The sequence below is a fragment of the Leptothoe sp. LEGE 181152 genome, assembly GCF_032906605.1.
Taxonomy (GTDB): Bacteria; Cyanobacteriota; Cyanobacteriia; order Phormidesmidales; family Phormidesmidaceae; genus Leptothoe; species Leptothoe turfae.
Genome location: NZ_JASATU010000047.1, coordinates 88,619 through 102,719, shown reverse-complemented (window position 1 = coordinate 102,719; position 14,101 = coordinate 88,619). Strand labels below are relative to the sequence as shown.

11 protein-coding genes are annotated in these 14,101 nt (G+C 40.6%); 2 read left to right on the top strand and 9 right to left on the bottom strand.

Features of this window, described 5'->3' with window-relative positions; all coding sequences use genetic code 11:
- The first annotated feature begins 27 nt into the window (after window positions 1–27).
- Window positions 28–1,059 (top strand): hypothetical protein, encoded by a 1,032-nt coding sequence (locus QGP82_RS22945; RefSeq protein ID WP_163662352.1) that lies wholly within the window; start codon window positions 28–30, stop codon window positions 1,057–1,059.
- A gap of 77 nt (window positions 1,060–1,136) precedes the next feature.
- Here QGP82_RS22945 and QGP82_RS22940 read toward each other — a convergent pair whose 3' ends face one another.
- The 9 genes from QGP82_RS22940 to QGP82_RS22900 form a co-directional block, all read right to left on the bottom strand.
- Window positions 1,137–2,018, bottom strand: coding sequence for a class I SAM-dependent methyltransferase (locus tag QGP82_RS22940; protein ID WP_163662354.1), 882 nt, complete (start codon window positions 2,016–2,018; stop codon window positions 1,137–1,139).
- Between the two features lie 217 nt (window positions 2,019–2,235).
- On the bottom strand, window positions 2,236–3,216 hold the full coding sequence (locus QGP82_RS22935) for an NAD-dependent epimerase/dehydratase family protein (RefSeq protein ID WP_431732017.1): 981 nt from the start codon (window positions 3,214–3,216) through the stop codon (window positions 2,236–2,238).
- A gap of 90 nt (window positions 3,217–3,306) precedes the next feature.
- A complete protein-coding gene (locus QGP82_RS22930; protein WP_499061142.1) occupies window positions 3,307–4,227 on the bottom strand; it encodes a glycosyltransferase family 2 protein in 921 nt (306 codons plus the stop codon).
- 93 nt (window positions 4,228–4,320) lie between these two features.
- On the bottom strand, window positions 4,321–6,888 hold the full coding sequence (locus QGP82_RS22925) for a glycoside hydrolase family 99-like domain-containing protein (RefSeq protein ID WP_499061141.1): 2,568 nt from the start codon (window positions 6,886–6,888) through the stop codon (window positions 4,321–4,323).
- A gap of 529 nt (window positions 6,889–7,417) precedes the next feature.
- Window positions 7,418–8,494, bottom strand: a complete 1,077-nt coding sequence (locus QGP82_RS22920; protein ID WP_499061140.1) for a methyltransferase domain-containing protein — start codon at window positions 8,492–8,494, stop codon at window positions 7,418–7,420.
- A gap of 14 nt (window positions 8,495–8,508) precedes the next feature.
- On the bottom strand, window positions 8,509–9,264 hold the full coding sequence (locus QGP82_RS22915; protein WP_499061139.1) for a class I SAM-dependent methyltransferase: 756 nt from the start codon (window positions 9,262–9,264) through the stop codon (window positions 8,509–8,511).
- A 55-nt stretch (window positions 9,265–9,319) separates the two neighbouring features.
- Window positions 9,320–10,720 carry an ABC transporter ATP-binding protein gene (locus QGP82_RS22910; protein ID WP_499061138.1) on the bottom strand — a complete coding sequence of 467 codons (1,401 nt, stop codon included), beginning with the start codon at window positions 10,718–10,720 and terminating at the stop codon, window positions 9,320–9,322.
- 18 nt (window positions 10,721–10,738) lie between these two features.
- Complete coding sequence (locus QGP82_RS22905) at window positions 10,739–11,572, bottom strand: ABC transporter permease (RefSeq protein WP_499061307.1); 834 nt, start codon at window positions 11,570–11,572, stop codon at window positions 10,739–10,741.
- Window positions 11,573–11,717: 145 nt separating this feature from the next.
- Complete coding sequence (locus QGP82_RS22900) at window positions 11,718–12,875, bottom strand: DegT/DnrJ/EryC1/StrS family aminotransferase (protein WP_499061137.1); 1,158 nt, start codon at window positions 12,873–12,875, stop codon at window positions 11,718–11,720.
- A 78-nt stretch (window positions 12,876–12,953) separates the two neighbouring features.
- Between QGP82_RS22900 and QGP82_RS22895 the strand changes: the two genes are divergently transcribed.
- Window positions 12,954–14,078: a glycosyltransferase family 4 protein gene (locus tag QGP82_RS22895; protein ID WP_163696268.1), complete on the top strand. Its 1,125-nt coding sequence runs from the start codon at window positions 12,954–12,956 to the stop codon at window positions 14,076–14,078.
- Window positions 14,079–14,101 lie beyond the last annotated feature (23 nt).

Here is a 14,101-nt window from a genome sequence, read left to right as displayed (position 1 = left end):
TGCTTTACCTTAAAATCAGTCAAATTTATGCAGCTAATTATTCATCCTGGGTATGGAAAATGTGGAACTTCTTCAATTCAAGCATTTCTCTACTCTAATCTTCAATATTTAGAAAAAACTGGTATATACCTTCCAGATTCAAATTTTAATTTTTCCTTTGAACGTAATGTTAAGTCTTTCAATTTTTCTGCTCCCAATCCTTATTTTCAAGATTTGATAACTTCTCGTAAGATCAGTGTCTTTGAGAAACGCATAAAACAAGTATTATCGCAAGCAAAAAAGGTCCAATGTAAGGCTATACTAATATCATCCGAAGTTTTAGGACACGAATGGTCATTTGCCTCAGCTCGGGAAATTCATGCTGTATTTGCAAAATACTTTCAAGAAAGAACGGTCTGTTTTTATATCAGAAGGCAAGATGACTATTTAGTATCTAGCTGGGAACAGTGGTATCACAAAGTAGGGGAAAGCTTAGAAAGCTATGTTAATGAGTCTCTTCAAAATCATTCACCTAACTATCTAAAAATCGTAAGTTTTCTAGAAGAGTGTTATGGACCTAGTTCCTTACAAGTGTTTCCCATTAATCGAGAAGTACTAATAGGTAAAAATTTAATTTCTGATTTTTGTCAACGAATAAATTTGAGTATTCCTGAATCGTTAGTGACCGATATCCGTACAAATGTAGGGTTAAATCCATATCTGTGCGATATTTTGTATCGCATACCTCACTTATATAACGGACATCACGATTACTCAGTCAAAAATCTCCTCACAAATTTTATTGGTGAAAAAGATTTATTGCTTAGAAATGGCAAAAGTATCTTATCTATGTCTTTAAGAAGACGCGTAGTAGAACACTTTAGAAGTGACAATGAATTGCTCAAGACTAAATATTTTAATAATCTATCGGTTGATGAGATATTTGGTTTAAATGCTTACGCTCAAGAACCATTAGATAATGGAGAATTAAGGCTTCAGATTGAAGAACTTAAGAATGTAATAGCTATTCAAATGGAATTAATTATTCATCTACTAAAAGAATCAGACAAAACCCGATAGACGTATAATCGACATTTATTGAGTTGTATCTGATTCATATTTATCTTCCGTAATTAGATATAGACGTTAGATCAAATTCATTTCTTTTTGAAAAACATAGTTGGATGAAATTTGGTTGTGTCAAAGTTATGTAGTTCAAATAACTGCTTGTAGGCGTCTCTAGCGTATGCTTCAGGTATAAACGTTTCTCCATAAAATTCTGATGTCATCGCTCCACCACCAGATACTTCTTTTTTATTTGAGTGCACAAATTCGCCTCGATTATAAGCAGACTTAGCAGCCTCAAAATCTTCAAAAAGAGTACTTAAGCCGCTTGAATAACTATCAAGATCAGTTCGTCCCTTTAAACTCTCACAGTATCTAAAAAACGGATTGCCCCGAGTGGTTAAAGCTAATGAACCATTAGGCTTTAGCAAGCGATGAAACTCTTCCATCCAGAGTCGACATGCCTCCTCGGACAAATGTGAAAAGACAGAATATCCAACAATATGTGTAAATGTGGACTCTGCTAATTGAGTTGGTGGATAAGCAGAACAAACAAAGAAGTTATTTGTGCCAAAACATTCTTTACAAATTTGAATGGACTCTGCCTCTACATCTAAACCGTAAATATTATTGAGTGGTGTTTCTTTAAGGAAAAATCTAGCTATTCTTCCCCAACCAACACCAAAGTCAAGTACCACGCTTTGTTCAGATAAAGCGTTATTCATCCCATTAAAGTTTTGTGCACAATCACAGTAAAACTTAAAGGCCTCCTCAAGAGTTGCTTTACCTGATATACCTGTTGTCCTTTCTTGATAGTCGCTACTTGGAAAAGATGGAAGAGGATTACCTCTGATGACTAAGTTTTGTTTCTCGAGGCTTGAGCAAATTAGATTAAACCATTGATTATTTGATAGTTCGCTAGGCGACAATTCAGATGTAGTTTTTTCCCTTCTGAAAATGTTCCAGAGACCCATAAGTACATTCAAATAACTTACTAAGGTCTAAAATATATGTTGCACAATCATGATTTGTCAACCAAGGTTAACTGACGAACGACGTCAACCACCTACATACTATTTACAAATTAAATGAGGTTTGACCAATTACCTTAACAAAAGAAACTTTAATCCTGAAAAAGCACCTTAACTACCTAAGAAACATAATGATTTGCCCATATCTTTTTTACAGATTTTAATGTTTCACACATTCAAGCCAATACAGCGTTTTTTGTAACCCTGCCATCCAATCTATCGCAGGTTGAAAACTCATTAACTTTTGGGCAAGGGTAATATCTAAAACATTAGCAGGGACATCTACCTTTCGTCCTGACTGATAGCTTCTTGATAAAGGTCTACCTAACAGGAGTACTATATCATCAATAATTTGATTAATACTCTTCCCGACACCACTACCAATGTTAAAAATACGTTGCTCACCGCTGTAGTCAATTGCCTTAATTAATGCCGTAACAACATCATCAACAAAGATATAGTCACGCACAACGTTACCATCTCCCCAAATTTCTAAAGATTCCCCTTTGATAGCCTTAGCTAGAAAGGCAGAAACCACTCCCTGATTTTTTCTTGAAGTTTGAAATTGGCCATAGGGATTACTCACTCGCAAAATCAAATAATCTAAACCATAAAGGTGATTGTATAATGCCAGATACTTCTCAATCGCTAGTTTAGAGATACCATAAGCGCAGATAGGGTCTGTCGGAGCAGTCTCAGAAATTGGTAGACATTTAGGAATCCCATAAACAGTACCACCAGAAGAGATAAAAATAACTTTTCGGACAGTGTCAGAGTACCTGCACAGATTCAACAGGTTTAAGCTACCAAGAGTATTAACCGTTAGATCTAAAGCTGGGTCTTGATTCGAAGTAGCAGGTGAAGTGTTGCTGATCAAATGAAAAACTATTTCACAACCCTGAATCAGTTTGGCGAGTGCGGAAACGTCTTGAAAATCCCCTGTCGTCCAATCCACTCCCGCTAAGGCGTCAGGGAAATTAGCAGAACGGCCAAAAGCTTTCACGTTGGCTCCTGCGGTTACCAACGCCTGACAGAGGTTGGTTCCGATAAACCCACCACCACCTAAAACAGCACACTTGAGGCCATTCAGTACTAGCCCATTCAGAACCTGAGGATAAACGTAGTTCCTAAAAGAGATCACAAAGGGAAAAAATTACAATAATTGAAACAGCTTGGAAAATAGCATTGTGGCTAGCATAAGTCAGACCAGCTCTCTAAGAGATATGAAACATTATCGCCCCCAAAGCTTAACTAGTCGATGCTTTAGGCTATCCAGATTGAGACCAGTGAGATTGTTGTCGTGGGTCTTTGACTCAGATATGTTTTCTATATAGGCTCTTTGCCATTCCCAACAACGCTGCAAAAAAGTAAACAGTGTTTGAACCCGTGTCAGCTCATCTGCACTGATTACATCTAGGCCGTAATCTAATACCTTTTGACCTTCAAGCCATTCCAGAGTACCAGCGTTGGGTACCCTGGCATTTGAGCTATCTTGCCGCCAATAGTTAAGCGGATTGGCAACAAAAGCAATATCCGACTGTGCTAATATGCGCATCCAGTACAGCCAGTCACCACATAGACGATAGTTAGTATCTGGTAATGACACACGACGAACAACGGATTCTCGTAATAGAACGGCACTGGCGTTGGGAATACAATTCTTCTGAAGCAAAAACTGTTCAATTTCAGCTTTGCCACTATTAACATAATTGTGCTGCCATCGTTCAGGATCCAAGTCATTAGTCCAAACAGTGGAATCGCCAAGAATTTTGTTCGTTGAATTAACTAACCACGAACGACTATAAACTAAACCTACAGAAGGGTTTGCTTCGAGAATAGGGACTAACTGCTCCAAAAATTCAGGGTCTGCATAATCATCTGATTCAGCAATCCAGATAAATTCACCTTTGACCTGAGCTAATCCTTTACGCCACTGGGCAAAGGGTGAGCCTGTATTTTTAGCGTTAAAAAGAATATGAGTGTTGGGCCGCTCTCGATAAGCGTTGATAATCTCTCGACTATTATCTTTAGAGCAATCATCTAGAATAACTACTTCAAAATCCTGAAATGTTTGTTGATAGATTGACTCCAACCGTTTCGGTAGATAGGCGGCATGATTATAGTTAGGAACAATGACAGAAACTTTTGGCATAGCGGGTAATCACGATGAAGCCTGATTGAGAAGCCTTATTAATGTTCTCTATCCGACAGATTTAGGCTGCGTTGGATCAGAGATACTGATGACCTAAAGAGCCGCCTGCTGCTGTTCTTCTGAACATTTGGGGACCGTGGTGATACCACAATCAAAATCAGTATTCATTACAGCCACAAGATCCTGAATATATCGAGACCACTGGTATTGGGCTTGTGATTTTTTCATAGCAGCGTTACTAATTTGATGACGTACCTCAGGATGATGTAGCAAGTTCATAAGCTCCTTAGCCATAGCACCTGAATCAATGTAAGGAACAACAACTCCAGCTTCTGGAAATAGCGCTTCTGGAGCACCGCCTGCTTCTGCAAAGGCAATAACAGGTAACCCATGGGACATCGCAGTTAGGTTAACAAGGGGGAAGGGATCTTCACGGGATGTCAACAAGAATGCATTTGCTGCTGCAAAATAGGGATCTAATTTTTCTTCTGGCCGTTCGCCAATAAAGAGTACAGTTTCTGTAAGGTCTCCAATCCGAAGGTCATGTTCACACCATTGACGCACCAGAGGGCCTTGTTGGTCAGCACCTATCCAAATAAACTTGACATGGCCTGTGTCTGGATAACGCATAACCTGTTGGGCAACCTGAACAAAGATATCGGTGCCTTTACGAGGATGGATAGATCCACATCCGAGTACTAAAAAGGTATCTTCAGCAAAGTTGAATTCTCTTAGAATTGCCTTTCTAGCCTCTAATCTGTTGTTATAGACATTTCTTTGCTGTCGAATACCTGCATGAATGGAAGTTAGCTTACTGGGTTCAAGATTATAAAAATCAACTAGTGCTTGCTGTACATAATCTGATGCCACAATAATGCGTCTGGCAAACTCAATAATTTTGAAAAACTGTTTTTTGCCAACATACGCCTCAATTGAAGCAGGCAATTCATAAATACAGGACATGACCGGTATTTGGGCGCGATCGCAAGCTTCTACAACATCTGCAGTTACCACCGTATTGCAAAAAGCCATGAGCGGTGATCTTGCCTGGATATCTTGAACAACAAGATTAATTGCGGCTTGTCGTGAGAGTCCTGTAGTCGTCAAATTTTCAAGATTAAAAGTTTTGACAATTTTTTTGAACTTTGACTCTAATCGGCCACCTCGACAGAGTAGAAGGTAACAGTCAATTTCTTTGAAACGAGTAAAGTGCTTTAGGTTTTCTAATATAGCTAGCTGTGCACCAGCCAGAGCAGCATCGTGAGAAACAAAGAGGATAGCCCTAGCACTTGAATAGTTAATGCCATTTTGGTGATGGTCTTGGCTCCAAGCAACTTGTGGAAGTGCTACTTGAGTTTGATCTTGGAATTTGCGCTGTAGACGATCCACAATTAAGGACACGGTTGCCTGTGTACCTCGGGTAGTTAAACTCTCTTTAACCCTAGAAAGTTTAGATTTGAGCTTTGTAAACTGACGTAATGCTTGTGTAAGCTGACCGGTTGTTTGATGTACCAGATGACCTGGCCCTAATGACTCAGGCAAGGAGGGCATTGACTGCCGAGATAGAAGATATGACTGGTGAGCCATCTGGTCGATAAGGTCTGTTGGGTAGTCTGTAAAATTTTTGGCTTGCTGTGTTGCTTCCAACCATGCCTTTCCAGATTTTTGGCTAGGTTCAAGAAATGCCCCCTCAGCCCATTCATTCCAGGCATTAATAAAAACAAAGCCTTGGTCCTCCTTGGCACATTGGGCGGTGTCCTGAATAACATGGCGCAGCCATTGCCGATAAATTTCAGGAGTCGCATGCTGAAAAATCGTGCCTCGCTCACTCCGACGAGCCGTATTATCCCAAGACGGCATTACCCCTCTGTAAAATTTAAAGGAGGGCCTTAAACGCTTGATTGTTTCCTGAACGCCCCAGTAATAATCAAGCACAGTACCTGAAAAATCATGGTTTAATTTGACAACACTATCAGTAATATTCTTCTTGGGAAATTGATGGGGCGGAAACTCTACCAGCGCATCAAAGCCAACGGTTCTTGGATCAAACACTCTAAATTCAACCGCGCATAGATGTAAACCAGGTAATCCAGCCTCTAAACATTTGCTACGCCAGAATTTTGCGGTCTCTACAGGATTTTCTAGTAGTTCAGGACGATAAACCAACAGCACAGGCTTACCATCAACTCTGATATAGCGCGGATCTTGAAGTATTGGAATAGCATCAAAGATAAAACGATTATCTTCAGAAAGAATATGATTTTGCTCAAGTAGAATCTCTTTTTCTAGACCATCCCAACGACGTGTCCAATTTTCATTTGCCCAACAAATACAGAAAGGAAAATCAGGATCTCCAGACTCAAGGACATCGTTCAGTGGCCTTTCTAAAACGCGACGACCATTGAACCAATAAAAGTAATAGCAAAAACCATGTATCCCATATTCTTTTGCCAGCTTGGCCTGTTGTTGCCTGATATCTGGTAGGCGCAGATCATAGAAACCTAAATCGGCAGGTAAACAAGGTTGCTTGTGTCCCACAAATTGGGGCACTGCCTTGGTTACATTAGTCCATTCAGTAAACCCTTTTCCCCACCATTCATCATTTTCAGGGATAGGATGATACTGAGGTAAATAAAAAGCAATAAGCTTTGGTTGTTCCATAAGGAATTTTCCCAAGGGGACTGTTTCTAATCTAGGGACATGCTAATCTTGTATGAATTAAGCTTAAATCATTTGAATGATTTAACGAATAAGAATTAGTTTCAAATCTTTTGCTTAAGGAACATAGTTACCCCCGAAAAGTTAAGAAGTATTATCCACCAGCCCATCAAAGAAGTAATAAGATAATCGCTGAAAGACATGTAAAAACTTGGTTATCCTCATCTAGATTCATGCCCTTTAGAATTCAGAATTACGCACAAAACCAGCACAGTTTAAACTTTTTAATTGCTGAGAATTAAATTCTTTATACATCAAGTCAAACCTTGTCAAATCTCTCCAACAAAATGAGGAAGATAGCTCATCAAAAAGATATGAGAAACTCACAAAGATGCAAAGAATACCTGAAGTATCTCGTTCCGCATGCAAAAAATTCTAACGTCAGGAGGAGTTAACTTGCTGGCAAGATAAGCCAGCACATCACTCAATATCTCAAAATTTGATAAAAATAAATTCATACATCATAAGTAAGCTATCTAAAAATACGACGGATCTTCTTGAGCAATTTTTTATTAGTCATTTTTACTATGAAAAAAAAGTTTCTCTCTAGTTGTTTCTGAGTATCTTGTAACTTAGATTGAGTATCTTGTAACTTAGATTGAGTATCTTGTAACTTAGATTGAGTATCTTGTAACTTAGATTGAGTATCTTGTAACTTAGATTGAGTATCTTGTAACTTAGATTGAGTATCTTGTAATTTCAGCTGACTCTCATTAGATTGTGTCTTTGTCCGCTTGAGTTCAGCGTTTAAATTTCGAGCAGTTATAGAAATTTCACGACATGTATCGCTTAATGATATTATTTGTGCTCTAGTTTTCATATACAAATCATCTTCGTCTCTATATAAAGATGATTTCAGGGGTTCAAAGTGACTGTTGGAACATATAACCAAAAAATAAAGTGGTGAGGGAATTGATATTTCTTTTCGAATTAACTCTTTAGATTGACTTGTAAAGGAAGCTAATAAATCAGAAGAATCAGCAGCAGATTCTAAAGAAGTAATGAATGAGGAAACCCCCATTTTTTGGCCATAGGTAGAAATATAATTAAAATGCTTGTCAATAAGTGCCCTTAGTTCCTCGTAATAAAGCTCTTTGACATGATAGGGATTTTGGTAATTAGGCTCATCAGAATAGGTTAATTTATTGGGCGAGGAGAGAATAAGAATGCCATCCTTAGTAAGTACTCTACTAATTTCAGCCAGCATTTCCTCATGCTTATCATGATGTTCAATAGTTTCAAATGAAACAACAACTTCCACTGAATTATCATCAAGAGGAATCTTATCGCAGGAACCAAGTAGAAACTTTAAGTTTTCTTTATGAGCATACTCCTTTTGAGCATGAGCTATGGACTCAGGATCTATATCTACTCCAAAAACTGATTCAGCTATATTCGACAGCATAGCTGAGCCATATCCTTCTCCCGAAGCTATATCTAAAACAGTTCTATCTTTACAAAAATCTTTAGCTATTGCATATCTGTGTAGATGCTCGTACTTGATTACACCATCCTCACTTGGGATGTATCTTTCTCCAGTAAATTCCATACAATTTCCTCAGATTATGCAACTCCTACCAGGACATTAGATGCAGGGAAGTCATGAGAAATTATTCTGCATTCACTAAAGCCAGCCTTAATAACCTGTACCCACGCGTCAGCACCATATTCTGTAAATACTAAGTGATCATTTTGTAAGTTTGATTCGACACCATGATAACTTGGCGGCAAGCCATATCTTGTCCTTGTCAGCCTATCAACAATAAGAGGGACGGTAAAGATACAATAGCCAGTTCCTTTTTGTAGAACTCTTCTACACTCTGACAGACCTCTAATGGGATGTTCTACATGTTCTAACGTGTCTGAATGAATAACAATATCAAAAGAAGAAGATCTAAAGGGCAGATTCATCATGTCATACTCTGGATATTCAATGAGTCTATGGCCAGGCAATTGTAAAAGCCATGATGTTAGAGTTCCAGCCTTGTTTATCTCTAGAATTTGCAATTTATGAAATGAATCGTCTTGTATGAAATCCTTCAGCAATCCCTGAAAACCAAGGAGTTTCATCAGTGAAGCGGCCAGTGCAATAGATCGAATATTAGCACCACATTCTAAGCAGCAAAGACCCTGCTGCTGGTTAATATAATCGATTTCGTACTGAGCTAGTTGCCAATCATCAATCAACTTTTTCCATAGAACCTTATTATCTTTAAATCTATCTGAACCGCAGCAACAACATGAAGAAATACCCATAATTAAGATCGGAAGCATAGTCTTTAAACTATCTCTAATCAGCATTAGAAATTCACTTTTCAAAGAACTCTAAAACTAGTTTCTTTTATCAAAAAACTGAAAAGAGAATATTAGAAGCCTACTTCCTGACAATTGGTTTTTCAGAATTTAATTTGCATATTACATTAACATCTTCCATTCTTAGAAACCCAAATGTTAAACCTTTTTCGCCAGACCTAAATGTAAGTGGAGTGAACAACCAATCTAGCATTTCATGATTTTCTTGATCGCCATCTGCAACAGCAGGCTCTAGGGCATAATTATCACTTTTAATATGTGGCCAATTCATAGTAAATGAAACCCTTACAGTTTCACCTATATGTAATGGATTAAGCTTGCAACCATACTGAGCAGTATTCCAGCCAATCATAGGAGCTCTTAGCCTGTCAAACATTTGCACTCCAACAATAGGATTTTCCACCCTGTCATGAGCCACACACTCGATAATGATGGAAAACTTATCGCCAGGCATGAAAAAGTTGGTTTCACTCCCTCCTTTCCCAAGAAGACGAATTTGAGTAATCTCACATCGTCCTGTGCCACATCGATCACTAGCTTGGAAACTCATATATTCTTTTTGTGTATATGAATTCAAGACAGGTGATGTAGAGGCACTTTGCTTATGGTCTAAATCTATGTCTTTATGTATTTCTTTGCCATCTAACTTGTCAATTCTTTTAGACTCGTTTGAAGGCTGCTTTATATGCTTTGAGTTCAGTTGATTCTTTTCTAACTCCGTATTTATTTGCTCATAGGTCCATGCCTGGTATGATTTGCTGACATTGACAGGTAAACCTATTTCAGCAACGTGTCCATCTTTAAGCCAAACACAGTTTGAACATAATCGATTTACACTCCCAGTATCATGGGAAACGAATAGAATAGTTCCTCCAGAGTCTTGAAAACTCTTGACTTTACCTATGCATTTATGAACAAAAATACCATCTCCAACAGCTAAAGCTTCGTCTATGATGAGTACATCAGGATTAACATTTATCGCTACTGCAAATGCTAGTCTGACAAACATCCCACTAGAGTATGTTTTAACTGGTTGATCAATAAAATTTCCAATATCTGCAAAGGCAGCAATTTCTTCAAATCGCTCCTCAATCTCTACCTGACTCAACCCCAACAAACGACCGTTAAAAAACACATTCTGTCGCCCTGTAAATTCAGGATTAAAGCCACTCCCTAATTCTAAAAGTGCAGATACTCGCCCATTCACTTGAACTGTGCCGGAGGTTGGCTGCAATGTCCCGGCAATGATTTTTAGCAGCGTGCTTTTGCCTGCGCCATTACGACCTATGATGCCCCATGTTTCGCCTCTTGGAATTTCTAGCGAAATATCTCGCAATGCCCAAAACTCTTTTGCGTAGGTTTTCCCTGGCAGGAGAATTTCTTTCAGCCGATCAGCCGGTCGTTGGTAGCGCTTAAATACCTTCGAAACATTTTCTAGAGAAATTGAGATATTGTCAGCCATAGAAATGAAAAAAATGCTTCATAGCACGTCTGCAAATGATGGTCTAAGTTTTTGATAAGTCAGATAGCCCAATAAACACAGACATCCTGAAACGACCGTTGCTACTGACCATACTTGCCAATGTCTAATCTCACCAACCAACACGATGTCACGGTACATTTCAGCGATCGCAGCTAAAGGATTGAACCAAAATACCAGTGTGCGAATTGGATTGGGAATTAAATCTGCCGGATATAAAACTGGCGTTGCATAGAACCACAGATTGAGCACGATGCTTAAAAGCTGTGGTATATCTCGCAAAAAAACAGTGAGGGCTGACGTCAAATAGGCCAATCCTACGGTGAGCAATAGCTGAGGCAACCATATAATAGGCAGCAGCAGCAGAGTGGCATGGAGAGTTTGGCTGGTAATAGATACAAATGTAATCAGTGCCATTAGTCCAAACATACTTTCTACAAAAGCTGTCAAGACAGGTACTAACGGCAACAGCTCCAACGGGAAAACAACCTTAGTTACCAGGTTTTTTTGCCGCAACACAGAGGTCATCGCCTGGGTTAAGCCGTTTGTAAAGGTAATCCAGGGAATCAGACCGGCAAATAGCCATAACCCAAAGGTGAAATTGGCATTACCACCCGGCAAGCCTTGGGCACTGAGCTTAACATTCAGTACTACTGAGAAGACATATGTATAGATCAGTAACTGTGATATTTGTCTGACCAATGCCCATAGGTTCCCTAATACAGAACCCTTATATCGAGTATCAAGGTCGCGTTGGACTAAGGTTTTTAGTAAACCTAGCTTGGTCCACTGGGCTTGAGTCAGGGGAAACAGTCGTTTTAAACTGACTGTCAACCGCCATAGAAGACGCTTTAGCACTTTTAGAGATGTTTTGATTGGCCCTACTACTATTGTCACAGAACTATGGTCGCAGCCTCTTCTTTCCTAGTCGATTACCGCATTAATCTATCAAAAAGTTAACCCCTATAATATTTGGGTTCTAATGGGATAGGGCCTGTTTCAAAGTTGTCGTGACATATTCTAGCTGATCCAAACTGAGCTCTGGCCACATGGGCAAACTCAGTACTTCTTGAGCTAGCTGATCGCTCACGGGATAGTCAGGATACTCACCAGCATATATAGGCAATTTATCTTGGGGAATAGGGTAGTAAATCATTGCCCCAATGCCTGCTTCTGCTAAGGATTGTTTGATGCGATCGCGCTGCCCACCCAGCAGTCGAATCGTGTACTGATGAAATACATGGCCTGCTGAAAACGCCGGAGGCACCACCCCATCTACATCAGCCAGCAATCTGCTGTAGGTTTCTGCCACCCAACGACGCTTTGCATTCCAGCTATCAATATGGCGCAGCTTAACCCCTAAAATAGCTGCCTGCATAGCGTCAAGCCGTGAGTTATAGCCCAACATCAAGTTGCAATAGCGTTGCTTAGACCCGTGCATCCGCAGCATCTGGGCCACTTCAGCAATGTCATCGTCGTTCGTAGTAATCAAACCACCATCGCCATAGGCCCCAAGATTTTTGGTTGGAAAAAACGAAAACGCCCCCACATGGCCCAGGGTTCCGACATATTTACCCAGTAGGCCATCGCGACTTGATTCCTGACAACCACAGCCCCTGCAATCTCCTTTATAAACAGCACCAAAAGCCTGGGCACAGTCTTCAATCACCTTCAAATTATGCTGGGTGGCAATCTCCAGAATTTGTCCCATGGCGGCTGGGTTGCCGTACAAATGCACCGGTACAATGGCCTTGGTTTGCGGAGTAATCGCCGCCTCAATCAAATTGGGGTCAATGTTGAACGTATCGGCACAGATATCGACAAATACCGGTTTTGCCCCCACCATACTGATGGATTCTGCCGTAGCAAAAAAGGTAAATGGTGTCGTAATCACCTCGTCCCCTGGCCCAACCCCCAAAGCTCGCAAACCAATGACCAAGGCATCGGTGCCAGAGTTCACACCAATGGCGTGTTTGACGCCCAGGTAAGCGGCTGCATCCGCTTCAAACGCTTTTACCGTTGGCCCCAAAATAAACTGTCCTGAATCCAAGACCTGGTTGATAGCCGTTTGAATTTCATCCTTAATCGCCTGGTACTGAGGTTTTAAGTCAAGGATAGGGATTTTGATTTGGCTCACGGTAGTTATGTTTTAAGGGTCTGATGTTAAGAGGCTCTGCTCTAGAATCTTAGGACGATTTGTGTCGTCAGGTTTGATATGCGTGTTGCCGTTGTGCATGAGTGGCTGGCTAGCCATGCAGGCTCTGAAAAGGTTGTGGAACAAATTCTGCAACTCTATCCAGACGCCGATCTATTTAGCCTGGTGGATTTTTTGCCGCCAGAACAGCGTGATTTTATTGGACATCGTTCAGTCACAACGTCATTTATTCAGCAGCTACCGCTGTCTAAACGAGCCTTTCGGCAATATCTGCCCCTGATGCCACTGGCTGTGGAGCAATTTGATTTATCCGACTATGACGTGGTGATTTCCAGTAACCATGCTGTGGCAAAAGGGGTATTAACAGCCCCCCATCAATTGCATATCAGCTATGTTCATACTCCTATTCGCTACGCTTGGGATTTGCAACATCAATACTTGCAACAGGCCGGGTTAGAACGAGGGTTGAAGGGGGCTCTGACGCGCTTGATTTTGCACTATTTGCGATTGTGGGACACCACTAGTGCCAACCGTGTTGATCGATTTGTGGCCAATTCTCATTTTATTAAGCAGCGCGTATGGCGAGCCTACCGGCGACCAGCGACGGTGATTTACCCCCCCGTGGATATATCCCGATTCGAGTGGCAACATCCCCGTGAAAATTTTTATTTAACGGTGTCCCGGTTTGTGCCTTATAAACGGGTCGATTTAACAGTGGCAGCCTTTAACCAACTAGGACTGCCCTTAGTGGTTATTGGTGATGGTTCAGATTGGTCAAGAATTAAGGCGATGGCTGGCTCGAACATTCGCTTGTTAGGACAGCAGCCTGATAGCGCCGTGGCAGATTATATGCAACGATGCAAAGGATTTATTTTTCCAGCAGAGGAAGACTTCGGCATTACCCCTGTGGAGGCTCAAGCAGCCGGAGCACCAGTGATTGCCTTCGGTCGAGGTGGTGTGGCTGAAACAGTAATACATGGCCAAACCGGCATCTTGTTTCCGGACCAGACAGTTGACAGTCTGGTCCAGGCCGTAAAATCCTTTGAAATGGGTATGTATGAATTAAACAGGGATAATCTGCGACACCAGGCAGAGAAATTCTCGATCGAATGCTTTCGAAGTCAGTTTCGTGACTGTGTTGAGCAAACCTATACAAGTTTTCTTCAAAGTCATCCCTTAGAGTAGTGAGGTTAGCGACCTCGGCATCG

Excerpts from the sequence above, each read along its gene's own strand:
- QGP82_RS22910 (WP_499061138.1), bottom strand. The coding sequence starts at position 10,720 with ATGGCTGACAATATCTCAATTTCTCTAGAAAATGTTTCGAAGGTATTT.
- QGP82_RS22925 (WP_499061141.1), bottom strand. The coding sequence starts at position 6,888 with ATGGAACAACCAAAGCTTATTGCTTTTTATTTACCTCAGTATCATCCT.
- QGP82_RS22945 (WP_163662352.1), top strand. The coding sequence starts at position 28 with ATGCAGCTAATTATTCATCCTGGGTATGGAAAATGTGGAACTTCTTCA.
- QGP82_RS22920 (WP_499061140.1), bottom strand. The coding sequence starts at position 8,494 with ATGGAATTTACTGGAGAAAGATACATCCCAAGTGAGGATGGTGTAATC.
- QGP82_RS22940 (WP_163662354.1), bottom strand. The coding sequence starts at position 2,018 with ATGGGTCTCTGGAACATTTTCAGAAGGGAAAAAACTACATCTGAATTG.
- QGP82_RS22895 (WP_163696268.1), top strand. The coding sequence starts at position 12,954 with ATGCGTGTTGCCGTTGTGCATGAGTGGCTGGCTAGCCATGCAGGCTCT.
- QGP82_RS22930 (WP_499061142.1), bottom strand. The coding sequence starts at position 4,227 with ATGCCAAAAGTTTCTGTCATTGTTCCTAACTATAATCATGCCGCCTAT.